General features: G+C 59.0%; 21 protein-coding genes. 16 read left to right on the top strand and 5 right to left on the bottom strand.

All coding sequences use genetic code 11. The features are described from left to right. Positions 1 to 49: 49 nt before the first annotated feature. The 8 genes from ACRQHG_RS06460 (at position 50) to ACRQHG_RS06425 (ending at position 8598) form a co-directional block, all read left to right on the top strand. On the top strand, positions 50 to 1042 hold the full coding sequence (locus ACRQHG_RS06460) for a 4-hydroxythreonine-4-phosphate dehydrogenase PdxA (protein ID WP_435706356.1): 993 nt from the start codon (positions 50 to 52) through the stop codon (positions 1040 to 1042). 14 nt (positions 1043 to 1056) lie between these two features. Further along, entirely contained in the window at positions 1057 to 2391 is a 1335-nt protein-coding gene (locus tag ACRQHG_RS06455; protein ID WP_435706357.1) for an MFS transporter, read from the top strand. 95 nt (positions 2392 to 2486) lie between these two features. Beyond that, positions 2487 to 3455 (top strand): amidohydrolase family protein, encoded by a 969-nt coding sequence (locus ACRQHG_RS06450; RefSeq protein ID WP_435719831.1) that lies wholly within the window; start codon positions 2487 to 2489, stop codon positions 3453 to 3455. Positions 3456 to 3465: 10 nt separating this feature from the next. Then, on the top strand, positions 3466 to 4173 hold the full coding sequence (locus ACRQHG_RS06445) for a cyclase family protein (protein WP_435706359.1): 708 nt from the start codon (positions 3466 to 3468) through the stop codon (positions 4171 to 4173). Then, on the top strand, positions 4174 to 5493 hold the full coding sequence (locus ACRQHG_RS06440) for an MFS transporter (RefSeq protein ID WP_435713469.1): 1320 nt from the start codon (positions 4174 to 4176) through the stop codon (positions 5491 to 5493). 2 nt (positions 5494 to 5495) lie between these two features. Beyond that, complete coding sequence (locus tag ACRQHG_RS06435) at positions 5496 to 7208, top strand: dihydroxyacetone kinase family protein (protein WP_435706361.1); 1713 nt, start codon at positions 5496 to 5498, stop codon at positions 7206 to 7208. Positions 7209 to 7390: 182 nt separating this feature from the next. Next, complete coding sequence (locus ACRQHG_RS06430; protein WP_435706362.1) at positions 7391 to 7855, top strand: ribose-5-phosphate isomerase; 465 nt, start codon at positions 7391 to 7393, stop codon at positions 7853 to 7855. Next, complete coding sequence (locus ACRQHG_RS06425; RefSeq protein ID WP_435706363.1) at positions 7855 to 8598, top strand: triose-phosphate isomerase; 744 nt, start codon at positions 7855 to 7857, stop codon at positions 8596 to 8598. The genes ACRQHG_RS06430 and ACRQHG_RS06425 overlap by 1 nt, the downstream gene beginning before the upstream one ends. Positions 8599 to 8864: 266 nt before the next feature. Here ACRQHG_RS06425 and ACRQHG_RS06420 read toward each other — a convergent pair whose 3' ends face one another. After that, positions 8865 to 9563 (bottom strand): FadR/GntR family transcriptional regulator, encoded by a 699-nt coding sequence (locus ACRQHG_RS06420; protein WP_435706364.1) that lies wholly within the window; start codon positions 9561 to 9563, stop codon positions 8865 to 8867. 626 nt (positions 9564 to 10189) lie between these two features. Here ACRQHG_RS06420 and ACRQHG_RS06415 point away from each other — a divergent pair. From ACRQHG_RS06415 to ACRQHG_RS06405, 3 genes are read left to right on the top strand one after another with little or no spacing between them, the layout of a single operon-like run. Further along, positions 10190 to 11473, top strand: a complete 1284-nt coding sequence (locus ACRQHG_RS06415; RefSeq protein ID WP_435713470.1) for an MFS transporter — start codon at positions 10190 to 10192, stop codon at positions 11471 to 11473. 32 nt (positions 11474 to 11505) lie between these two features. Continuing rightward, entirely contained in the window at positions 11506 to 12330 is an 825-nt protein-coding gene (locus tag ACRQHG_RS06410; protein WP_435713471.1) for a sugar phosphate isomerase/epimerase family protein, read from the top strand. Beyond that, a complete protein-coding gene (locus tag ACRQHG_RS06405) occupies positions 12323 to 13183 on the top strand; it encodes a phosphogluconate dehydrogenase C-terminal domain-containing protein (RefSeq protein WP_435706410.1) in 861 nt (286 codons plus the stop codon). Before ACRQHG_RS06410 ends, ACRQHG_RS06405 begins: the two co-directional genes overlap by 8 nt. Positions 13184 to 13362: 179 nt before the next feature. Here the strand turns inward: ACRQHG_RS06405 and ACRQHG_RS06400 are convergent, their stop codons facing one another. Both ACRQHG_RS06400 and ACRQHG_RS06395 read right to left on the bottom strand, forming a co-directional pair. After that, on the bottom strand, positions 13363 to 13701 hold the full coding sequence (locus tag ACRQHG_RS06400) for a nucleotidyltransferase family protein (RefSeq protein ID WP_435706409.1): 339 nt from the start codon (positions 13699 to 13701) through the stop codon (positions 13363 to 13365). 33 nt (positions 13702 to 13734) lie between these two features. After that, positions 13735 to 14772: a LacI family DNA-binding transcriptional regulator gene (locus ACRQHG_RS06395; RefSeq protein ID WP_435706408.1), complete on the bottom strand. Its 1038-nt coding sequence runs from the start codon at positions 14770 to 14772 to the stop codon at positions 13735 to 13737. Between the two features lie 174 nt (positions 14773 to 14946). Here ACRQHG_RS06395 and ACRQHG_RS06390 point away from each other — a divergent pair, with 174 nt between their 5' ends. The 4 genes from ACRQHG_RS06390 to ACRQHG_RS06375 all read left to right on the top strand — a co-directional run bounded on the left by ACRQHG_RS06390 (position 14947) and on the right by ACRQHG_RS06375 (position 18328). Beyond that, positions 14947 to 15693: a glutamine amidotransferase gene (locus tag ACRQHG_RS06390; RefSeq protein ID WP_435706407.1), complete on the top strand. Its 747-nt coding sequence runs from the start codon at positions 14947 to 14949 to the stop codon at positions 15691 to 15693. 3 nt (positions 15694 to 15696) lie between these two features. Next, the gene (locus tag ACRQHG_RS06385; RefSeq protein ID WP_435706406.1) at positions 15697 to 16782 is read left to right on the top strand and encodes a DMT family transporter; all 1086 of its coding nucleotides are present in this window, start codon (positions 15697 to 15699) and stop codon (positions 16780 to 16782) included. A 24-nt stretch (positions 16783 to 16806) separates the two neighbouring features. After that, positions 16807 to 17901 (top strand): phosphotriesterase family protein, encoded by a 1095-nt coding sequence (locus ACRQHG_RS06380; protein WP_435706405.1) that lies wholly within the window; start codon positions 16807 to 16809, stop codon positions 17899 to 17901. A 238-nt stretch (positions 17902 to 18139) separates the two neighbouring features. Then, the gene (locus tag ACRQHG_RS06375) at positions 18140 to 18328 is read left to right on the top strand and encodes a helix-turn-helix domain-containing transcriptional regulator (protein WP_435706404.1); all 189 of its coding nucleotides are present in this window, start codon (positions 18140 to 18142) and stop codon (positions 18326 to 18328) included. Here the strand turns inward: ACRQHG_RS06375 and ACRQHG_RS06370 are convergent. Then, the gene (locus tag ACRQHG_RS06370; RefSeq protein ID WP_435706403.1) at positions 18300 to 20003 is read right to left on the bottom strand and encodes an alpha/beta hydrolase; all 1704 of its coding nucleotides are present in this window, start codon (positions 20001 to 20003) and stop codon (positions 18300 to 18302) included. The genes ACRQHG_RS06375 and ACRQHG_RS06370 overlap by 29 nt on opposite strands. A 12-nt stretch (positions 20004 to 20015) precedes the next feature. Continuing rightward, complete coding sequence (locus ACRQHG_RS06365; RefSeq protein WP_435706402.1) at positions 20016 to 20708, bottom strand: ArsR/SmtB family transcription factor; 693 nt, start codon at positions 20706 to 20708, stop codon at positions 20016 to 20018. Positions 20709 to 20833: 125 nt separating this feature from the next. Here ACRQHG_RS06365 and ACRQHG_RS06360 point away from each other — a divergent pair, with 125 nt between their 5' ends. Beyond that, positions 20834 to 22228, top strand: coding sequence for an MFS transporter (locus tag ACRQHG_RS06360; RefSeq protein WP_435706401.1), 1395 nt, complete (start codon positions 20834 to 20836; stop codon positions 22226 to 22228). Positions 22229 to 22257 lie beyond the last annotated feature (29 nt).

The following is a 22257-nucleotide window of genomic DNA, read 5'->3' as shown; positions in this document are numbered from 1 at the left end:
CCGTCCGTCCTCGGCCGCACTCACGGCCACACCTACAAAGGAGAAAACAATGACTACCGTTCCCAATCTCGCTATGACTATCGGTGATCCTTCGGGTATCGGCCCGGAACTGGCCATGAAGCTGTGCGCCGATGAAGAAAACCGCACAAAGGCCAATATTAAGCTGCTCGCTTCGGCCGCGGAAGTAGAAAAATACTGCGCGGAACTTTCCCTGAGCTTCCCCTATTCGGAAGAAGCGAAGCCCGGTGAGGTGCAGATCGTGGGATCCGAACTGCAAGACCAACCCGTCAAGCGCGGAGAACATTCCGTGGAAGGCGGCCGGCGCGTAAAATCCGATCTCCTCAAGGCCATCGGTATGTACAAGGAAGGCAAGGCGGATGCCATTATCTTCCTCCCACTCAATAAGGCCGCACTCCACGAAGCCGGTATGCATGAGGAAGACGAGCTGCGCTGGTTCGCCAAGGAACTCAATTACGACGGCTTCACCTCCGAACTTAATTTCATTCCCGGTCTCACCACCTCGCGTGTGACCTCGCATTGCGGCATCTCGCAGGTAGCTGCCCGTATTAACGCCCGGGCGGTCCGCGATGCCATTAATCTGCTCAACGATGTTATTAAGGGCATCGGGGTGGAAGAACCGCGTATTGCGGTATGCGCGCTCAACCCGCACGGGGGAGAATCCGGGCAGTTTGGCCGTGAAGAAATCGACCATATCGCCCCGGGCGTGGAACTTGCGCAGTTCGACGGCGTTAACGTGCAGGGTCCCTTCCCGCCGGACACCACCTTCATGCGTGCCCAGAAGGGGAATTTCGACGGCGTTGTCACGATGTACCACGACCAGGGCCAGATCGCACTCAAGACCATTGGCTTCGATAAGGGCGTGACAGTTCAGGGCGGTTTGCCGGTTCCGCTGGCTACCCCGGCGCACGGTACCGCCTACGAAATCGTGGGCCAGGGCATCGCCTCCATCGGGCCCTCCCAGCGGGCCTTCGATATTGCTACCTCTCTCGGTATCAAGACCGCAGAAGCGGCTCAGGCATAGGAAGCCGGTTCGCCATGTCTGTTCGCAAGCACGCAGTGAGCCACTCGAAGAAGGGTAAAAAATCGAAGATTCGCATTGAAGTCTTCATGATTTTATGGCTCATTATTCTGCTCAATTACATTGACCGCACCACCCTGTCCATCGCCCTGCCCTTTATCGATAAGGAACTGGGCATCGATGAGGATATGCAGGGGTGGATCCTTTCCACCTTCTTCTGGACCTACCTCATCTTCCAGGTTCCCGGTGGCTGGCTCCTCGATAAATTCGGGCCGCGCCGCGTGATCGGCGCAGCCGGGGCTCTCTGGGGCGGAACTCAGATGGTTATCGGTTTCATCCACACCGGTTTGGGCTTCGGGGTCTCCCGCCTGCTCCTCGGTGCATTGGAAGCGCCGTGTGCTCCCTCGGGCTCCAAGCTCAATTCCTCGTGGTTGCCTTCCGGGGAACGCGCCCGCGGCGCCACCTTCGTGGATATGGCCGGGGCCTTCGGATCCGCCGTGGGTGGCATTATGGTCACCGCCATTATTGGCTTCTTCGGATCCTGGCGCTGGGCCTTCTACATCACCGGCGGGATCACGGTTGTCGTCGCGATTATCTACTACATCTGGGTACGTGACACTCCGGAAGAACACCCGCGGGTGAGCGCGGAAGAACTCGAACATATCCGCGAAGGTGAGGTAGGTCAGGAAGGCGCCGAACTCAGCGCGGAAGAAAAAGCCAAGCTCCCGCGCATCGTGGACTACGCGCGTTCCACCTCCTGGTGGGCCTTCTGGTTCGGGCGCCTGGGCTGGGCCACCGTATGGTGGGGCCTCATCTCCTGGACCCCGTCCTACCTCTCGCGCGCTCGCGATTTCGATCTGGCCGGCCTGGGCTGGGGCACCTTCTTCATGTTCATGATGGGTGTGGTGGGCCAGCTGGTAGCCGGGTGGCTCGCGGATTGGGGGCGGCGCACCTTCAATGATTACAACAAGGTCATGAAGGCGCTGCTGGTGGGCTCGGCCCTCGGCATGGCGGTATGCGTGGCAGCTATCCCCTTCGCGCCCTCCGGGATGACCGCCCTCTTCCTGCTCTCCGGCGCCGTGTTCTTCACGAACTTCGGTGGGCTGTACTGGGCGATTCCAGCCTGGCTCGCCCCGAAGAGCCAGGTGGGCACGGTGGGTTCCGTCATGAATATGGCCTCGTCCCTGGGCGGGGCGCTTGCCCCCATCATCATGGGCTACGCGATTAAGGCAGCCGGGGGCTCCTTCACCGGAGCATTCGTCTTCCTCGCCTGCGCGGCAGGACTGTACATGATCGGTTCCGCCCTCATTAATTTCAATCGTCCCTTGGCGCAGCGGCGGGTCACCGCATAAACGCGCCTCATAGAGACGAATTTTTGGGTGCGGTGGGGCCACTGCGGCATGTGCCACCGCGATGGCGCCGCCGCACCCGGACCAAGGAGGAAACAATGGAGTTATACACAGGTCCAGTAATTGACGCGCACCATCACTTCTGGGAGCCGCATCTGGGATACCAGCCCTGGCTGCGCCCCGATGCGCATATCCCCTTCCGCTACGGTAATTACGATCCGACCAAAGTTGATTTCTTGCCGGCGGATCTCACTGATTTAGCCGCGAGTATTAACCTCAACCTCGTCGGATCGGTAACGATGGAAACCGAATGGGAGCTTGATGATCCAGTTGGCGAAATGCGTTACACCCAAAATATTGCAGATCGCTTCGGACTCCCCAACGGCGGGGTGGGGCACGCGATTCTCAAAGATCCGCAGGTGCAGGACACCCTCGAAGAATTAGCGGAGATCCCCATTGTGCGCGGAGTTCGTAATAAACCCGGGCAATCCGATTCGCCGGCCAGCGTGGAAAGCAACCCGAGCCTGCTCACTGACCCGCAGTGGCAGAAGGGCTACGCGGCGCTGCGCGCCGTTGGATTTAGTTTCGACCTGCAAGTGGCCTGGTGGCATATGACCGAGGCGAAAACCGTTCTGGATGAGAACCCGGATATTCCCCTCATTATTAACCACTCCGGGCTCCCCGCGGATCGCCACCCGGATATGATCGCCGGCTGGGCACATGCACTGGAATTCATGGCGCAATATCCGCAGGTATCCATCAAGATTTCCGGGATCGGGCTGAAAGACCAGCCCTGGACCGTGGAAAATAACCGTCCCATCGTGGAAAAAATCACCGAGATTTTCGGAACCGAACGCATTATGTTCGCCTCGAATTTCCCGGTCGATTCCATCGCCGGAAGCTTCGCCGATATTTGGAATGGCTTCCGTGAGATCACGAGCGGATGGTCCCAGGCGGAACAACGAGCCGCCTACGCAGAGAACGCGGTGCGGATCTACCGCCTCCCGCACGATCTGCTCAACACAACATCGGAAGCCGTGCGCACCGCCGCGCACGCCGAAAAATAGGACAACTACCATGGGATTTTTCGATCACTATCGCGTCGTCGATCTGTCGATGCTTATCGAGCCGCATTGGCGTTTCGCTCCGGAGTTCGCCTTCAAGGAACTTCCGAAACCGGAATTCACCTTCCGTTCCACCGTTCTCAAAGATTACGGTGCCCATAATTTCTCCCATTGCGATGCGCCCCAGCACGTTGATCGGGCCCTGGAAACCATCGAGATGCTCCCCATCGAGCGTTTCTGCGGGGAAGCCAGCCTGATTGACGTCGCGGATTTGGGTGATAACGCCGCACTTTCCCGCGAAGTTCTTGAGGCCCGGGCCGGCGCGGTACGCGCCGGCGACGTCGTACTTATCCGCAGCAACCAGGCACTGCGCCACCCCACAACCGAACCAGAGTTCTGGACTATGTCCCCGTGGATTACGAAGTCCGGCGCGGAATACCTCCTCGAACTTGAGGCCAAGGCAATCGCTTTTGATTTCCCGCAGGACCGGGCGATCCGCGAACCGTACCTCACGGATTTTGAGCATCACGAACCCATCGAAGACTGGGCCTGCCATACCGTGCTGCTGCCCAAGGGAATCCTGCAAATCGAATACCTGGCCGGGCTGGAACAGCTTAGCCAGGAGCGCTTCCTCTTCTTCGCGGCGCCGTTGAAAATCAAGGGTGCGGATGGCGGACCCGCACGCGTCTACGCGCTCGAAACAATCGCCGAGGAGGCATAAATGACAACCCCGGTCCACGTTCCCACGTCAGCGCGGCGCCGCTGGAAAATTCTCATTCCCGTTATTATCACGATTTACATCATCGCGTATATCGACCGTGTCAATATTGGCTTCGGCATGGAAGGCATCCGGGAAAGTCTCAATATGGATGCGTCCCAGGCCGGATTCGCCGCGGGAATCTTCTTCATTGGGTACCTGGTACTCCAGGTCCCGGGCGGCTACCTGGCGCAAAAGTGGAGTGCCCGGAAAGTTGTCTTTGTGCTCATGATCGGGTGGGGAGTCTGCGCGATTCTGGCCGGTTTCGTCCACTCGTATACGCAGCTACTCATCGCGCGTTTCACCCTCGGGGTTTTCGAGGGCGGGGTGCAGCCAGCACTCATGGTTCTCATTTCCCGGTGGTTCTCCAAGGCGGAACGCGGGCGGGCCTTCTCGCTGTTCATCATGCACAATCCCATCGCCACGATCATCACCGGTCCCTTCGCCGGCCTCATCCTCATGTACGGGAACTGGCGCGAACTCTTCATTATTCAGGGTGCCCTGCCGCTGGTCATCGGCGTGGGACTGTGGTGGTACTTCGCCGCCGATAATCCGGATACCGCCCGGTGGATTGATCAGGATGAAAAGGACGAGATCCGCGCCCTGCAAATCATCGACGGCAGTGAAAAACCGGTGGAATCGGATTGGCGCCTCGCGGTGCGCAATCCCTTCACCTGGTACCTGGCTTTCCTGGGGATGTTTGTGTGGCTGGGCTTCTACGGGCTCCAGATCTGGCTGCCCACCCTCCTCAAGCAGTCCTTCCACGGCTCGCTCACGGTGGGTCTGGTTTCCGCAATCCCGCCCGTCTGCGCCGGTATCGCCATCTGGTTCAACGGCAAGGGCGCGGACCGCGACCAACGCTACTGCACCCGCGTGGGTATTCCGCTCATTCTTGGCGGTATTATCCTGGCGCTTTCTTCCTTCGTGACGGCGGACCAGCGGTGGTTGGTGGTGGTCGCACTCGCGGCGGCAACCGCCTGCCAGCTCTCCTTCTTCGCCCCGTACTGGACGATCAACTCCCTGCTGCTGCCCCCGGCGGCGGTGGGTGCCGGCTTCGGTATCATTAACGGTATCGGGAACCTCGGCGGCATGCTCGGCCCGTACCTCGGCGGATGGCTGCAAGATCTCACGAACGGAAATATGTTCGCTACCACGGTGTTCTTCGGAGTATCGGTCGCCGTTGCCGGGCTCATGGCTTTCGGCCTATCCGGTGCGGTACGAGCAAAAATCGCTGAGGATCGCGCCCGCCAGAGTGCAATCCTCAAAGAACAACCAACGGAGTAACAATGACGTTTATCTACAACGATCCCAAACAATTCCCCGCTGAAGCCCTCGCGGGTTTCATCGCCGCCAATGAGCGGTACGTGGAAGCGGTGCACGGCGGTGTCGTCCGTTCTACTACTTCCCCGGAGGGTGAAGTGGCCCTGGTGATCGGGGGCGGTTCGGGGCATTACCCGGCCTTCCCCGGCTGGGTCGGCCCGGGCATGGCGCACGGCTGCGTATGCGGGAACATTTTTGCGTCCCCCTCGCAGTCCCAGGTCACCGCGGTATCCCAGGCTGCCGATAACGGCGGCGGGGTTCTCCTCATGTACGGCAATTACGCCGGAGACGTCCTCCACTTCGGGAAGGCCGCCAGCATCATGCGCGCGGACGGCTTGGATGTGCGCGAAGTACAGATTTCTGACGACGTCGCATCGGGCACCCCGGAAAAACACCGCGAACGCCGGGGCATCGCGGGCGACCTCTTCGTCGTGAAAGTAACCGGCGGAGCGATTGCTGCCGGATACAACCTGGACGAAGCCGAACGCATCGGCTGGCATGCTAATGATTCCACCCGCACCCTCGGGGTGGCCTTCACCGGCTGCACCCTTCCGGGAGCAGGCGAACCGCTCTTCACCGTGCCGGACGGAAAATTCGCCCTTGGGCTCGGGATCCACGGCGAACCCGGAATTTCCGAACACGCGCACGCCACCGCGGATGAACTGGCAGCCCTGCTGGTAGATGGTGTTCTTGCCGAAGAACCCGAACGCCGCGAGGGCGGCTACAACGGGCGCGTAACCGTGATCGTCAATGGGCTGGGCGGAGTGAAGTACGAAGAAATGTTCGTGCTTTACCACGCCGTTTCCACCCTCCTCGCCGAGCGCGGCCTGGAGGTCGTGGCACCGGTGGTGGGCGAACAGGTGACCTCGCTCGATATGGCCGGGGTTTCCCTCACGGTGGCTTTCCTCGATGAAGAGCTGGAGAAGTTCTGGCTGGCCGGAGCGGATACCCCCGCTTTCCGCACCGGAAATGTAGAGAACCAGCAGCGCCGCGAACGCCCCGTTGCTGAAGCGCACGCGGTGGAGCTCAGCGCCGGCGCGCCGGAATCGGCAGCGCAGGCGGAACGCATCGCCACCGTTTTCACCGCTTTTGCCGATGCCGCTATCGCTGCGGAAGCGGATCTGGGCAAGCTGGATTCCATCGCCGGAGATGGCGACCATGGCCAGGGCATGACCCTCGGCTCGGTGGCCGCGCGCGATGCGGTGCGCCGGGCCCTTACCGCGAAGGCTGGGGCAGCCAGCTTGGTGGACGTAGCCGGTAAGGCCTGGTCCGAAGGTGCGGGCGGGACCTCGGGCGCGCTCTGGGGAGACGCCATCTGCCAGGCTGCCACCCACCTTGACAATGGCGCGGCGGTTTCAGTCGAAACATTGGGCGCAGCCGTGGTCGATGCGGCGCGGAATGTGGCGCGGGACGGTGGCGCCGTCGTCGGAGATAAAACGATGGTGGACGCAACCGAACCTTTTGCCGACGCGCTGGAAAAGGAGCTCGCCGGGGGCGCCGGTCTCAAGGAAGCCTGGACCCGCGCGGCCGAAGTAGCCCGCCAGGCCGCCGAAGCCACCGCGGAACTGGCCGCACGCAAGGGGCGGGCCAAGACCCACGGCGATGCGTCACTCGGGCACCCGGATCCGGGCGCAGTCTCCTTCGCCCTGCTCATGGCCGCGGCGGCGGAGGCGCTCTGAGACTAATCTGCGCGAACCGCGCAAGAAGGTGGAATAAAACGGTGAAAATACGCCAAAATATGGCTTTTTGCGCGGTTCGTGTGGTGGAATAGCAGTGGGCGGCCGCACCCACAATGTCGCGCGGCTTCGCAAGAATGTACCAACCCGTATACATGTCGAGAAAAGAAAACAAAGGAGTAGATATGGGATTTCGTGTGGTGGTGCTCGGCGATTCGGCCGGGTACGGATACAAGGACCTCATCAAGGCTGACCTGGAGAAAGATGACCGGATTGACGAAGTGATCGACCTGGGCCTGCATGAAGGTGAATCCGAGCTGTATCCCAATCTCGCCACCGCGGGCGCGGAAATGATCGCGCGCGGTGAAGCGGATCGAGGCATTTTCATCTGCGGGACCGGGATGGGCGTGGCGATGTCCGCCAATAAAGTCAAGGGGATTCGCGCCTCCACCGCGCATGATTCGTTCTCGGTGGAACGCCTGGTGCTCTCCAATAATGCGCAGGTGCTGTGCCTGGGGCAGCGGGTGATTGGTGCGGAGCTCGCGCGGCGGCTGGCCAAGGAATTCTTCAATTATGAATTCGACCCGAGCTCGCACTCCAAGGCCAATGTGGATGCGATCTGCGCCTATGACGGCTCGCTGGAGGAATAATGCTCTGGGTTGGAACCAGTTGGAAAATGAACGGCACTCGCGCTTTTGCGCGAGAGTATGCCCGTATCCTTGCCGGTGTGGACGTTAGTGCGCTCGGTGATATCCAGCCTTTTATTATCCCCTCGTTTACCGCCATCGACGTGGCGGCTAGCGAGCTAGAGGGAACTGGGATCCTGGTGGGCGCGCAAAACGCAGCCTGGGAGGATGCCGGAGCGTGGACCGGTGAAGTGTCGATCCCGCAGGCTATGGACGCCGGGGCCACCATCATCGAAATGGGGCATTCCGAGCGGCGCGAATACTTCGGAGAAACGGATCGGACCGTGAATCTCAAGGTCAAAGCCGCGCTGCGCCACGGGGTTATCCCGCTGGTGTGCTTCGGCGAGCCGGCCGAGGTGTTCGAGGCGGGGCAGACCCTTCCCTTCATTACCGCGCAGGTCGGCGCGGCCCTGGAAGGCGTGGAGGACACTTCGCGGGTGCTCCTCGCCTACGAGCCGATCTGGGCGATTGGGGAACACGGCCGCCCGCCCCGGCGCGAGGACCTGGTCCGCACTTTCGCGGCGCTCGCGGAGCGTTACGGAAACCGCGTGGAGGCCATTCTTTACGGTGGTTCCGTCAATCATGAGAACAACCAGAACATCCTAGGAATCCCGGGCGTGGGCGGCCTCTTTATCGGGCGCTCGGCGTGGACCGCGGAAGGATATATCCGCAACCTTGAGCTCGCCGCGGAAGCGGTGCGGGGGTAGTGGATTTTATCCGGGTGGCCGGGTATTCGGTGGACCGAACGTTTTCGGGTAGCAGAGTCTCTTTGTGCAGGTAGCGGCAGTTCCTCGTAGTTAGTACGACGGCGGAGCTGCCGCGCCTGGCTGAGTATGTTGGGGCGGTGGCGTGAACTGCGGGGTTCCCACATCGAACTACTCGAAAAATTCGAGTAGTTGCTCGTTCGGCCAGTTCCTTTGGTGCGCCTATTTTCTGCAGGCGAGTATCCCGGAGGTTTCCGCGTTGTATACAGTCATTCTTGCGGTGCGATAAGAGTTTCCATGAGCCGCCGCTTAGCTGATTTCATATGTGCGAACATGGCATCGGCAGCGGCATCAGCGTCATGCCCTAACACTGCGGTAAATATTGCACGATGTTCGTTATAGGCCTTACGGATCTCCTCGATTGAGTCGACTCTACGATCACGCCAGACTCGGGTAAGGGAGCGCACCGTAGAACTGAGCATTTCCAAGGAGCTATTGCCGCACGCTTCGGAAAGCTGGCGGTGGAAATCACGGTCGGCTCGCACATATTCCTCGTGATCAGCGGCATTGAGTGCAGTGCGCTGCTCCGCGAGCGTTTCTCCGAGAGCTTCAAGAAGTTCTTCGCTCACGCGTGCAGCCGCTAAGCGAGCAATTTCCACTTCGAGAGCTGTGCGTACATCCAGTAAATCTCCGAAAGTATGTTGGCTGAGAAGAAGGCTCCAGGACAGGGTCTCCGGGAGCAGCTCCGAGGTGGTGCTACGCAAGTACGTTCCGGAACCGGGGCGAGTCTCCACAATCCCCAATACTTCCAATACCGAAATAGCTTCGCGAAGCGTCGAACGCGGAACGTCGAACTCGGTCATGAGGGTGCGCTCTGCAGGTACTTTGTCTCCCGGGGTAAAAGAATTCTCGTAGAGGTAGTCAATAAAGCGTTGCGCTGTGACGGCAGAAGCGGACGACCCGTGCAATTTGATAGCAGAGGAAGCGTGGGTGGTCCTTTTTTGTGGCGTCGACTCGGCGCTAGGAGATCCGTGTGACTTCGTCATCGTCCGTTGTTCTTCAGTAGTTGGATGTGATCGCGCCCGTGGCTCGGGCTACGATCCGTACAGGTTCATTCTATTGAGAATGGGATGCAATAATCCGGGATCGTCAGGGACTTATCGGTTCCAAGAAACTTGGAGAGTGAAAGACCTCACAAATTACCTTAAAGCCCGCCAATCTAGGCCTTAAGGCACCCGTGAGGTCCAAAGTGGTCAACCAAAATGGAAAACAGCGTGACCGAAGATGGCGAATCTGACAATCTAAGAAAACCGGACGAAGACGTTCGGCCGGAAGGTTTCTCGTTGCAATGGTGCGGGAATCCTGGATTTTCTTTTTTGAACGATTCCGATAGGCCACATGGGCGACGACGCTCCGGGTGGCGGGAAGGTCTTTTTACAACGTGACTAGTGCTAATAAGTCAAGTGGTGAGAACTCCCTCACGAAGACTCGTCCGGCGTATCCGGGCGCAAGAAGCGCAACAAGGAGCACGGCAGCGATTGAGAAATCGGCGATTTCCAAAGTCTCACGCCGGATTGTTCCCTTTGTTGCTTTGATGTTTTTCATCAACTTTTTAGATCGAACCGCGATCTCGTTTGCGGCGCCCCATGGAATGACTGATGATTTAGGGCTTACCGCCGCGCAATTTGGATTCGCCTCCGGGGTGTTCTTTATTGGCTATATCCTCCTCGAGATCCCCTCGAATCTTGCGCTTCACCGATTTGGGGCCCGCGTCTGGCTCGCGCGCATCATGATCACCTGGGGCATCGTGGCTGTCCTCTTCACCTGGGTGCAAACTGCGACCCAGCTCTACTGGTTACGGTTCCTCCTAGGTGTCGCAGAAGCCGGCTTCTTCCCCGGCGCGATTCTTTTCCTGTCCTTGTGGGTTCCCGCGCGGCACCGCGCGAAGGTCCTAGGTCTGTTCTACCTGGCGCAGCCGCTCACTACCGCGGTCGGAGCCCCCTTGGCGGGTCTCCTCATCCAGGCGCACGGTCTTTTCGGATTGGAAGGCTGGCGTGTGATGTTTCTAGGCGTGGGTCTGCCTGCCGTCATCGTTGGAGTGCTTTGTCTCTGGGTTCTGAAAGAGAATCCCCACGAGGCCTCCTGGCTCACCGAAGAAGAGGCTGCCTGGCTGAGTAACGAACTTGATCACGAAGCGAAGAAAACGGAAGAGAAACACAAGGTCAGCACCTGGGAAACATTCACCAATGGGCGGGTATGGCTGCTGTCCATCATTTACTTTGGTTTCATCTATGGCCTGTATGCGCTCAGCTTCTTCTTGCCGACCATTGTTGCTGGCTTCCGTGACCAGGTGGGGTCTCTCAATTCTCTGACAGAAGGCATTATTACCGGTACTCCCTACATCTTCGCGGCAATCGTGTTGTACTGCTGGTCCAGACTCGTACAAAAACAAGGCCTGCAAAAGTGGCATATTGTCGCACCTGCGATTGCCGGTGGTGTATGCATTCCCCTTTCGCTCGTCGTCGTTGATAATCCGATTGCAACCATGGTCCTTGTCACCGTGACGGCATGCTCCATTTTCGCGGTACTACCGAATTTCTGGACCTTGCCCACCCAATTCCTCACCGGCGCAGCTGCCGCGGCAGGTGTGGCACTCATCAATACTCTTGGAAATATCGCTGGTTTCTCCTCCGGGTACGTCACCGGATTCCTCAAGGACCACACAGGCGATTACCTCATTCCGATGATCGTCACGGGCGGTTTCATGGTTCTTTCCGGATTGCTGTTACTTGCCATGCGGCGGACTTCCGAAGTCGATGCCTCCGAGGCTAATAGTTCTACGGAAGCGGTGACTACCTCCACCCAGACCCTCAGCTAAATAATGTCCCAACGTCATAAGAAAGGAGTGCAATGTCGCAACCAGAACTGGAACTCAAGCTAGGAACAAGTACCTATGCCTTCTTCTGGGAGTGGTCCGCGCGTAATCCGGAGCCGATTAGCCTTCGGGAAATGATCTCGGTGAGTTCCCAGATGGGAGCCAACCATTTCCAGATCTGCGATTATCCGAAAGTTGAGGAACTGAGTAGCGCGGAGGCGCAGAACCTCGTTGCATACGGGAATGACCACGGTGTCACTCTGGAACTCGGTACCCGTGGAACAACGGAGGATCGGCTGGGCACCTACGTGGATCTGGCGGAAACAATGGGCGTCAAGGTTCTTCGCTCTATGGTTCGTTTCGGGCCGGGCGAGGAAGATCTCGCGCAAGTGGAGAAAAATATTCGCGCAGTTATTCCGCGGCTTGAGAGTCTCGGAATTGATCTCGCCTTCGAAACCTACGAACAGCTCGATACGGAAACGCTAGTTAATCTCATTGAAACTATCGGACATGAGCGGGTAGGTATTGCTCTCGATCCGGCTAATTGCGTGGCGAATCTGGAACTGCCTCGCGATGTTATTGCCAGGTGTGCGCCGTACACGCTTAATCTCCACGTTAAAGATTTCGCATTCTCGCGGCAGGCCGGATGGGTGGGCTTCACCTATGCTGGCGCGCCGATGGGTGAGGGTCTTCTTGATTACGACGACGAAATCACCCAAGTGCGCCCCCGCGAGAAAGGCATCAGCCAGATCGTCGAACACTGGCTGACCTGGCAAGGAGATATACAAACCACCGTCGCTATGGAGCGGCAATGGACCCAACAATCAATCAACTACATCAGGAGGAATGAACATGTCTGAAAAGATTAAAGTCGCGGTACTCGGTGCTGGCGGAAAGATGGGTATGCGCGTTACCCCGAACCTTATGGAAGACGACCGTTACGAAGTTTATGCTCTAGAAACGGGAGAAGCCGGCCAAAAACGTCTCGCGGAACGCGGGATTGAGGTGCATCCCAATGAGGATATTATCCCCATCGCCGATGTGGTGGTGTACGCGGTTCCAGACCGTGCTCTCAAGGACATCACCGCTGAATGGGTTCCCAAGCAGAAGGCGGGTTCCGCGGTGGTGACCCTCGATCCGGCTGCCGCCTACGCAAATCTTCTTTACCACCGCGATGATATCGATTACTGCGCATGCCACCCCACTCATCCCTCGGTATTCCTTGAGCGGAAGACTCCGGAAGAATGGGCCGATACTTTTGGTGGCATCGCGGCTCCGCAGTACGTCATCGCTGCGGTTCAGCACGGTAACGAAGAACGTATCCATACGGAAATTCGCGATATTATCGCCCAGATGTTCCGCCCGACCATTGACGTCAAGTGGTGCTCGGTCCACGATCTCGCGGTTCTTGAGCCCACCCTTGCCGAAACAATCGGATGCATGATCGGTGCTTTCCTCAAGGAAGCCATGGATTACACAGTCGAGGTCACCGACATGACCGAGGACGTGGTGGAAGCGATGTTCCACGGGCATGTTTATATTGCGCTGACCAATGCGCTGCGCGGTTCGAATCCGTTCTCGGATGCTTGCCTCCTCGCGATGGAATATGGGCGTGAGGCGATTATCAAGGACGATTGGAAGCGGATCTTTAATGATGAAGATCTCGACGTCGTGCTGGCGAAGATGCTGCAGGTTGACAAGATCGAACGCTAATCGCTTCTCGTAGAACTCCCGCTTCGGGCATGATCCGAGGCGGGAGTTCCGTTTGTCATGCTCCTACAACGACAGTGGATTTTCGATGCTCGCTAACCGCGGGGCTACTTTTCGGCCGCAGGTCACAGCCTCTCAGCGAACTATTGGGAAAATTCCAATAGTTGCCCTGTCGAGAGCATTCACGCTTCAGAATGCTCCACCAATATCGCTTCGGAACGCGCGTTATCAGCAACGTATCCCTGTGATTTGCTCGACATGATGTCAACTGGTTTCCCAAGCAGTTCACTCAGTTTGATTTCTAATTCGATGAGATCGAAGTAGCTGGCACCGGGCAGGAACTCCACCAAAAGGTCGTAATCGGATTCGGTAGTTGCTTCATTGCGGGCTACCGAACCGAAGACCCAGAAGCGGCCGGTTCCGCAATGCGCTCTGATCGCATCACGAATTACTCCTTCGGAATCCAGAAGTTGCGCCAGTGACGGAACCTGTGTTGAATCAGACGAGGCGGTGGTATTCATGTATTCACCCTACTTTTATTATCGTGCCCATAGTTAACCGATCCGTTTCACCGACGCGCGCGTCACCACATGCATGGGGAAAATATGTCCGCTGGGTGCGTGACCTGCGGCGGTATCAACAATTGCACGCAAGGCAGCCTGTGCCATATCTGCAATAGGCTGCTGCACTGAGCTCAGCCCAGGATGAATCCAATCGCAGAGACTAATATTGTCGAATCCGATGACGGACAGGTCGTCGGGGATATGCAGGCCACATTGTTCAGCGGCACGAATGAGGCCAATGGCCACCACGTCCGAACTTGCGAAGACCGCAGTGACCGGATCTGGAGCGGTCAAAAGCCGCGGCAGTGTGGACGCTCCGAAAGCCTCGGAGTAAGGGCCATGAAAAATGTATCGCTCATCTACCTCAAGCCCGTGGAATGTTATGGCTTTCCGGTAGCCGAGTTCTCGCTGATGCGCGGATAGAAGTCCGTCAGGTCCACCGATGAACGCCACGCGTCGATGTCCAAACGCTAGAAGATGATTCGTTGCCTGGTAGGCGCCATTGGCATTGTCCGCTACAACGTAGGGGATAGAGCTCGGGCGAATATTGGTATAACCCAAGGCTGAGTTCTCGAGAGATGCGTCTACATTGAGCACCATCTCGTCAAGCATGACGAAGGGCTTGGTGAGGCTAGCGGAATTGATATCGCCATCGAGCGAGTTATTTCCAACCAGAATGATCGCGTCAACCGTAGGATTTGCGAGAGCTTCTTCGATGAGCTCTATCTCGTTATCGATTCGCCCTCCCGAAACCAAAACTGCCACTGTTTTCTGTGCGGCATCACCGGCGGAGATAACTTCGGCTCCAAGCTTTGCGAAAAAAGGATTGGTGAGGTTAGGGATGATCAGGGCGATTGTGCGCAACGAAGTGTTTGTCAGGGTAGGTGCTTGCCAACCTACCTGAGACATCGCCTCTTGGATTTTCTCTGCGGTTTCACCTCGGACATTGAGTTCCCCGCGCACGAACCGGGAGACCGTCGACGGTGAAACGCCAGCAATTCGCGCTATTTCGCTGAGAGAAGCTGCCATGGGACTCCTGATAGGAACGAGGGTCTTGTGTGAAACACCTCAAGCCTATAACATAACAACCAAGCGTTGCGTAACGTTGCGCAATACTCGTGATGGTTGTGGTGATGAAAGTCGTTTCCGACGGCTCTGTCGCTACCTTGAGCGAAGCATAATTGGTAGTCGAAGGAGACTGGAATGGTAAAAGTTCTGCTTGCGGGTGAGTCTTGGGTCAGCGATATTGTTGACCATAAAGGCTTCGACCAATTCCCGCACACTCAAGTGCATATAGGTTGCGCAAAACTCCTCGAATGCTTGCGCAAAGCTGGGCATGAAGTGACGCATATGCGATCACACGATGTGGCGGTTGACTTCCCCTTTACGGAGGAGGAACTCAATGAGTATGACGTCCTCATCTTGTCGGACGTCGGAGCGAATACCCTTCTTCTCCCTCCACAAGTTTTTGAAGAGGGAAAGCGTGTCCCGAATCGGCTCACTCTCATTCGTAACTGGGTGAAGAACGGGGGCGGATTGATGATGGCGGGCGGCTATCTCAGTTTCCAGGGCTTCCAAGCAATGGCGAATTACGCGGGCACTCCGGTTGAGGAAGCGCTCCCAGTGACTATCCACCGCTATGACGACCGCATCGAAGCTCCCGAAGGCATCCGCGGAGAGCTCACGGATGTCAACCATCCCATTACTCAAGGAATCGATACAACCTGGCCGTACCTGCTCGGGTTCCAAGATCTCGTAGCTAAAGCAGACGCGAGCGTCCTGGCAACTGCTGCACATAAGCCACTCTTGGTGGCTCATGAATACGGGCGAGGCCGATCCGTGGCATTCGCCTCGGATATCTCCCCGCATTGGGCTCCGCAGGAGTTCATGGAGTGGCCCGGCTATTCCACCCTTTTTGACAATATCGTCACCTGGCTCTCGGGAAAGTAGGCAATGATGTCTTCATTAAAATCTAATTCGAGCGTCGTGGAACCTGGCGGCGCAGTGACTAATTCTCAGCAAACGGAAACTCACGCGGCGGAAAAGCGCGTGCGTGCACACGGGAGTGCCGCACAGGGAACTGCCATTGTGTTGTTCACCTTCCTCACCGTTCTTGCGGGCATGCTCGGTCCTATGCAAAGTTCCGTCAACGGGCGGCTCGGTGTTGCGGTCGACGACGGACATCTGGCTGCGTGTATTTCATTCTTCTCCGGACTCGTCGTCATGTTCATTATCGTGCTGCCGCAGCGCAGGTTGCGGAAAGCACTGATCTCGATTCCGGGGCACCTGCGGCGTGGAACTTTGCCGTGGCCGTATTTCTTCGCTGGTCTATGTGGAGCAGTTATCGTCCTTTCCGAAGGTGTTTCCGTCGGGGCTCTCGGGGTGGCTACTTTCCAGACCTCATTGATCGCCGGCATGGTCATTTCAGGAATTATTTGTGACCGTTTCGGTATCGGGGTTGAGTTCAAGCAAGCTCTGAATATTCCCCGTATTTTGGGTGCTCTCCTCGCGATTGCGGCGACCGTGCTGGTGGTATCACCGAATTTCACGGCTCCCCACATGATTGCGCTAGCGATTCTGCCGTTCTGCGGCGGTCTTCTTGCCGGATGGCAACCGGCAGGTAACTCCAAGATCGGCTATCTCGCGGATTCCATGCTGGTATCGATCACCTGGAATTTCATCATCGGGTTCTCCGCTCTCGCTCTTGCTTTCATTATTCGACTGGCAATGGGAGCTGCCACCTTCCACCTTCCATCTCAGTGGTGGATGTACCTGGGCGGTCCTTTGGGCCTGCTCTCTATCGCGCTCATGGCACTGCTGGTTCGCAAGCTCGGTTTGCTGCTTCTTGCCCTCGCTTCGACCGCAGGTCAGCTCATCGGATCCATTCTTATTGACCTCATCCTCCCCCAAGAGGGGCACGTTATTTACGCCGTTACGGTTGCGGGTGCTGCGGTAGCACTGGTCGCCGCCGGAATCGCCATGGTTCCGTCCCGCAAGCTCGGGGCGGGTACCGAACATAAAACTGAAGAAGCTCACTAGGGCAGCGAAGAAAGGACAGCTGCAATGTCTCAACTCAAGAGCGGCGAACTGCAAACCGTTCGCGGAATCATCAAGGCTCAAGATATGGGGATGACACTTCCCCACGAACACCTTTTCAATGACCTATCCTCCGTTGTGGACGAGCCCTATTACGAGTTCTCCAAGGAACTGGTCGGCAAGAAAGTTACGCCAGACCTTATGTACGGCCTGCGTCAAGATCCGTATTGCAACGCGGATAATATGGCGGATAAGCCGGCACAGGATGTCATCCTGGAGGTCCGTAAATTCGCCGAGCTTGGCGGGCAGACCATCGTTGATGCAACCGGAACTGTCAGTATCGGCCGCAACCCGGCGCGCCTACTTAAAGTTGCGGAAGCAACCGGACTCAATGTTGTGATGTCCACCGGGCCTTATCTGGAAAAGTTCGAAGGTGAACGTATTACCGCACGCAGCGTTGATGCCATTGCGGAAGAAATCGATGCCGATATCAATGAGGGTATTTCGGCGATTGATACCGCTCCGGGCAGCGCAACGGAAAAGTTGCAGGAAAGTGACCAGAAGATTAAAGCCGGCATGATCGGTGAGATCGGGGTATCTCCTTTCTTTACGGAAGGGGAGCACGCGTCCTTGCTGGCCGGAGCCCTCGCGCAAACAAATAATCCGACTGTAGCCCTCAATATTCATATGCCTGGATGGCAGCGGCGTGGAGATGAGGTTCTCGATCTGGTCTTCGCGCAGGGTGTGGCACCGCACAAAGTTTCCCTTGCCCACTCGGATCCTTCCGGCGCTGATAAGGACTACCAACGGCGGCTCCTCGATAGGGGAGTGTGGCTCGAATTTGACATGATCGGCCTGGACATCACCTTCCCGAAGGAAGGTGTATCTCCGTCCGTTAACGAAACCGTGAGCGTTCTTGCTGACCTCATCGCGGATGGCTACGCGGATCAGATTATCCTCAGCCACGATCTCTTCCTCAAGCAAATGTGGACCCAGAATGGTGGCAATGGATTTGCCTTCGTTCCCACGGTTGTTATTGATCTGCTGCGCCAGGAAGGCGTGAGTGAAAGCGACCTGCACAAGTTGATGTACGAGAATCCGGCCAAGGTATTGACCGCCTAGGTGGGTACCGGCCAGGCAATAACCGCAGAAAATAGAGACGGGGGAGCAGTCGCCACGATTGCTCCCCCGCGATTGGTAAATGGCTGGAAATATAACGAATCCGGGCGCAAGGCCCTATGCTGGAGGCAGTGGAATGAACCACTCGGTCAGCAGCCTAACAATTCTGAAGTGACGTATCGATATCGAACTATCCGGAAATTCCGGATAGTTGCCAGAAGCCACCACAAAGGAGGGAATTATGGCAGTGAAAATCACCAGGTGGGATGCCAGTGACTACCTTGAAACCTGGGAAGATATTGCGGCTTATCTCCGCGCGGTGCTAGAAGATGGCGATCCCTCACTTCTGCAAAGGGCCCTCAAGGATATTGTGAAATCTCCGGCCTTTAGAGAGATTGTGCCTAACGCCGAGCAAACGCAGCCGCAATAAATTCACTTATCCGCGCACGCACCTGTTCCCATACCTTCGTGCCGGAGGAGCACAGCATTGCATGGAACGTTCCCGGATACATATGCAGCTCCACGGCCGCGCCGGCGTCCATAAGATCGCGCGCCCAGTCGAGGCCCTCGTCGCGCAGCGGGTCCGCCGGATTGACCACCAGGAACATGGGCAAGCCCGCATAAGGCCCGTTACCGGCGCGAATCGGCTCGGCGCGGTACTCGGAATCGCCGACGTACGCGCTCCACGCCGCGGCCGCAGCTTCTCGCGTCCACACCGGCCCGTCGCGATAGGTCCGGTAGGAAAGCGTATCGAGGCGCGGGCTCACGCACGGTTCTAGGGCGACGACGCCGCATAATCCCGCCAGTTCCTCCGGCGGCGCGAAGCGCAGCAGCTGATCGGCCAAGCCAGACCCGGCCGAATCACCGAAGATCAGCACGGGCGCATCCGGGAAAGCCCGCGCAATAAACTTCAGCGCCGCGCGGCAATCTTCCACCGCCGCCGGGAACGGATGCTCGGGAGCTAACCGATAATCGGGGACCACCACGCTTGCCCCGCTCATTTGGGCAATCTCCGCATTGCGGGCGTCATCGTAGCGGGCGCGGCCCGCCACGTAACCGCCGCCGTGCAGGGACAGGACCACGCGGGGCTGCGGCGTCGTCGTGCTATCGGGATGAAAAATACGCAGCTCTAAGCCGTTTTCCACCACGATCTCACGGCGAATGCCCGCGGGCAGCTCCGGCTCCGCGCCCAGCAGCGCCTCGCCTTCCGCGCGCATGGCCGGGGTATCCCAGGTGGTCTGCTCGGGCACGCCTGCCAGCAACGGCGTGAGCTGTGGATCGAGGTAGGGCTGCGGGCTGACCTGCGTTTTCGCGCACTCGGCCAGGAAGGGATCCACCGCGGCGTAGAATGCGTTTTCCTGGTCGCGGCGCACGGTATGTGTGGAGTTTGGGATAAGCACCCCGCGCAGCTGCGGGTTGCGGTGCTCGGCCAGGGCTTCGATGCCGGTGGCTCCGAAGAGCACGTCGTCGGCATCGCCGGTCACGAGGAGGGTGGGCATGCGCAGCTGGCTGAGCACCTCGCGCCCGGGGCGGCCCACCACGCCGGTGGCAATGAAATCTAGGTCCACCTCGGTTTTGCCCTGCGCCCAGCCCGCGTATTCGGAGGGCGTCCAGGTGGTGTAGGACTCGCGCAGCGAAGCGATGGCTTCGGGCAGGTATTCGCGCACCCGCTCCTGGGTTTTGCCCAGGCTTTCCGCGGCTTCGCGGTAGGTTTGGACCTGCTCGGGGGTGAGGAGGGCCGGGTCCTCAAGCACCAGCCCGGCGATGAGTGCGGGATGCGCGGCGGCAATATGCGCGGCAACCGCGCCGCCCAGGGAATGGCCCATGAGGAGGACCTGGCGCGAGGGCGTGCCGGCCGCGGCCCGCACCACCACATCCGCCGCGGTCGCCACGAGGGCGGCGAAAGGATCGGCCAGGTCATCCTTGGCGAAACGCGCCGAGAGCCCGTGGCCGAGCAGGTCACAGAGCACCACCCGGTAGTCCCGCCCGTAGTGCGCGGCGAGGCTGTGCAGCGAGGCCGCACAATCGGTCACCCCGTGAAAAGCCACGATGGTGCCCTCGATGGGGGCCCCGGAAACTGAATACGATAACGCGGAATGCCTCATTGCGCTCCTTTGCTAGTGGGTACGTGCGTGGGCGCTGTGCCCAGGGCTGCGCGGGATGATGGCCTGCAGGGTGACGAAAGGCGTGGCATCGTTCGTGGTGGCTTCCGCGGCGTTTTCCGTGGTGGCGCCTTTTTGGTGGGCCGCCGCGGCTGCCTCGTTATCTACCCGGTATTCCTCCACGAGCTCGTACATTTTCTTGGAAAGATCAGCAGCTTGCTCGCGGGTGAGCAGAACTTCCGCCGGGTGCAAACTGGTGAACAGCGGCCGTTCCTCCGGGTGATTGGTGCGCGCAGTCATCGCGGCCAGCCACAGGGAGGTGGCCCATTCCAAAATAGCGGTGCCGGCCATGGTCACGCTTTTGGAGTATTCCGGATTAGGCAGGCTGGAATCGGTGGCCATGCGCGGAGAGGTAAGCGTCCACACCCGATCCCGCTTATCGCGCGCCTGGGTGGGATCCTCGCGAATCAGGCCGCCGCGAGCCAGAATCCGCAGGTGGTAACTCATGGAATTGGCGGGTAGGTCCAGTTCTTCGGCCAGGTCAGCGGCGCGCGCATGGCCTAGGCGGCTCAGGGTGTGAAGTAAACTTAAACGAACCGGGTGAGAAAGCGCCCGCAGCTGTTCGCGGTTGAGGCGAGTCGCCGTTTCTGTAGTGGTGGTCCCCGGTGCGGTGCTGCTCGATTCGGGGGTGCCGTCAGATGAAGCCATGGGTTCATTGTAGCTGGAGTGCCCGACTGTCCTACATTCGCAACAACTATTGCGCAATATATGTTGCGCAATTATAGTGGGAGGTGGAAGCCAGGGAAATGGCCAAAAATACGCAAGGAGAATGCATGTCAAGCACGGCAGATGCGCCAGTCACAGTAACGGATCAGGTGACCGCCGAAAATCAGGTGCCCGGTTCGGAGCGTGAACCGGGCACCATCTGGGCTTCGCGCGAATACCGCGCCTGGTTTGCCGGCGACCTTCTCCAGGATCTGGGCGCCGGAATCGCGATGTTCGCTTTCCCGCTGGTCTGCCTGGCCGTGACCGGCTCCCCGGTACACGCCGGAACCGTAGGCTTCTTCCAAGGGGCGGGCACCCTGCTGGGTATCCTCCCCGGAGGAGTCCTGGCCGACCGCCACAACCGGCGCACCCTGCGCCTGGTTTCCTCCGGATTGGGCGTGCTCGCGCAGGTGGCGCTGGTGGCGCTGCTCATCACCGGCACGGCGAACGTGGCGAATCTTGCCGCACTCGCTTTCCTGGACCGCCTGCGCAATTCACTGCTCTCCCCGGCCTCCAATTCCATGCTCAAACAGGTGGTACCCGGGCGCTTGCTGCCCAACGCCGTGGCCGCAAATCAGGGGCGCGACGCCGCCGTCACTCTGGCTACCGGCCCGGCTGGCGGTGCATTGCTCGCTATCAACCTCTACGTTCCGGCCCTCGCACAAATCGTCGGGCAGGTGGCGAGCATGGTGGCAACGCTGCGCATGCGCGGGGATTACCGGCCCGGGGGCTCCGGCGATACGGAGGGTGCCGGCAGTACCGGGCGCGCCAGCAGTTCGCCAAACTCGAAGCGTCCCGGCCGCCTCTCCCGCGCGCTCGCGGAATTCAACGAATCCCTGCGCTGGATATGGGACCGCACTGCGGTGCGGGTGCTCCTCATCTGCGCCTGCCTGCTCAACCTGGGCTTGGCCGGCATGATGATGAGCGTGACCCTCGGCCTTGCCAGCCGCGGAGTCACGCCCGCACTTATCGGCCTGCTCGCCACCGCGCTCGGCTGCGGGGCGCTCGCCGGGGCCGTGGTCGCCGCCAAAGTGGTTGCCCGCGTGCCTTCCGGAGTGCTCATCGTGGCGGGATTCCTCCTGTGCGCCGGCGTCGTCGCCCTTGTGCCTTTCCTGCCCGGCCTGGGTTGGATCGGCGCGATGTACGCGCTGATGGGTCTCATCATTCCCGCCGTCAATGCGGCGGTCATGGGCCTCATCACTCTTATGACACCCAATGAGCTCATGGGCCGCGTTGGCTCGGTCAGCCAGTTCTTCTCCTCCGGCGCGGCGGCTTTCGCCCCCGCGCTCGCGGGCTGGGGCATCGGCACTCTGGGCTGGGAACTCACCCAGAGTGCCTTCGCCCTTCCCACCGCGCTCGCGGCCTTCGCTATGTTGGCGTCTGCGCAGGTCCGGCGCATTCCGGCCTCGCCGCAGTGGGAGAGTTACCTGGAAGAAACTGGTGCTTTGAGTGCGCGGGATTAAGGGCGACGCCGCACCTCCCGCACCGGCAA

Origin of the sequence: Actinotignum vesiculae, assembly GCF_051267215.1 — a bacterium.
In the GTDB taxonomy this organism is placed as follows: Bacteria; Actinomycetota; Actinomycetes; order Actinomycetales; family Actinomycetaceae; genus Actinotignum; species Actinotignum schaalii.
The sequence above is the reverse complement of the archived record's forward strand: the minus strand, read 5'-3'. Positions and strand labels throughout refer to the sequence as shown.

What these genes read in the sequence shown, in the direction of transcription:
- ACRQHG_RS06460 (WP_435706356.1), top strand. Translation starts at nt 50, where the DNA reads ATGACTACCGTTCCCAATCTCGCTATGACTATCGGTGATCCTTCGGGT.
- ACRQHG_RS06455 (WP_435706357.1), top strand. Translation starts at nt 1,057, where the DNA reads ATGTCTGTTCGCAAGCACGCAGTGAGCCACTCGAAGAAGGGTAAAAAA.
- ACRQHG_RS06450 (WP_435719831.1), top strand. Translation starts at nt 2,487, where the DNA reads ATGGAGTTATACACAGGTCCAGTAATTGACGCGCACCATCACTTCTGG.
- ACRQHG_RS06445 (WP_435706359.1), top strand. Translation starts at nt 3,466, where the DNA reads ATGGGATTTTTCGATCACTATCGCGTCGTCGATCTGTCGATGCTTATC.
- ACRQHG_RS06440 (WP_435713469.1), top strand. Translation starts at nt 4,174, where the DNA reads ATGACAACCCCGGTCCACGTTCCCACGTCAGCGCGGCGCCGCTGGAAA.
- ACRQHG_RS06435 (WP_435706361.1), top strand. Translation starts at nt 5,496, where the DNA reads ATGACGTTTATCTACAACGATCCCAAACAATTCCCCGCTGAAGCCCTC.
- ACRQHG_RS06430 (WP_435706362.1), top strand. Translation starts at nt 7,391, where the DNA reads ATGGGATTTCGTGTGGTGGTGCTCGGCGATTCGGCCGGGTACGGATAC.
- ACRQHG_RS06425 (WP_435706363.1), top strand. Translation starts at nt 7,855, where the DNA reads ATGCTCTGGGTTGGAACCAGTTGGAAAATGAACGGCACTCGCGCTTTT.
- ACRQHG_RS06415 (WP_435713470.1), top strand. Translation starts at nt 10,190, where the DNA reads ATGTTTTTCATCAACTTTTTAGATCGAACCGCGATCTCGTTTGCGGCG.
- ACRQHG_RS06410 (WP_435713471.1), top strand. Translation starts at nt 11,506, where the DNA reads ATGTCGCAACCAGAACTGGAACTCAAGCTAGGAACAAGTACCTATGCC.
- ACRQHG_RS06405 (WP_435706410.1), top strand. Translation starts at nt 12,323, where the DNA reads ATGTCTGAAAAGATTAAAGTCGCGGTACTCGGTGCTGGCGGAAAGATG.
- ACRQHG_RS06400 (WP_435706409.1), bottom strand. Translation starts at nt 13,701, where the DNA reads ATGAATACCACCGCCTCGTCTGATTCAACACAGGTTCCGTCACTGGCG.
- ACRQHG_RS06395 (WP_435706408.1), bottom strand. Translation starts at nt 14,772, where the DNA reads ATGGCAGCTTCTCTCAGCGAAATAGCGCGAATTGCTGGCGTTTCACCG.
- ACRQHG_RS06390 (WP_435706407.1), top strand. Translation starts at nt 14,947, where the DNA reads ATGGTAAAAGTTCTGCTTGCGGGTGAGTCTTGGGTCAGCGATATTGTT.
- ACRQHG_RS06385 (WP_435706406.1), top strand. Translation starts at nt 15,697, where the DNA reads ATGATGTCTTCATTAAAATCTAATTCGAGCGTCGTGGAACCTGGCGGC.
- ACRQHG_RS06380 (WP_435706405.1), top strand. Translation starts at nt 16,807, where the DNA reads ATGTCTCAACTCAAGAGCGGCGAACTGCAAACCGTTCGCGGAATCATC.
- ACRQHG_RS06375 (WP_435706404.1), top strand. Translation starts at nt 18,140, where the DNA reads ATGGCAGTGAAAATCACCAGGTGGGATGCCAGTGACTACCTTGAAACC.
- ACRQHG_RS06370 (WP_435706403.1), bottom strand. Translation starts at nt 20,003, where the DNA reads ATGAGGCATTCCGCGTTATCGTATTCAGTTTCCGGGGCCCCCATCGAG.
- ACRQHG_RS06365 (WP_435706402.1), bottom strand. Translation starts at nt 20,708, where the DNA reads ATGGCTTCATCTGACGGCACCCCCGAATCGAGCAGCACCGCACCGGGG.
- ACRQHG_RS06360 (WP_435706401.1), top strand. Translation starts at nt 20,834, where the DNA reads ATGTCAAGCACGGCAGATGCGCCAGTCACAGTAACGGATCAGGTGACC.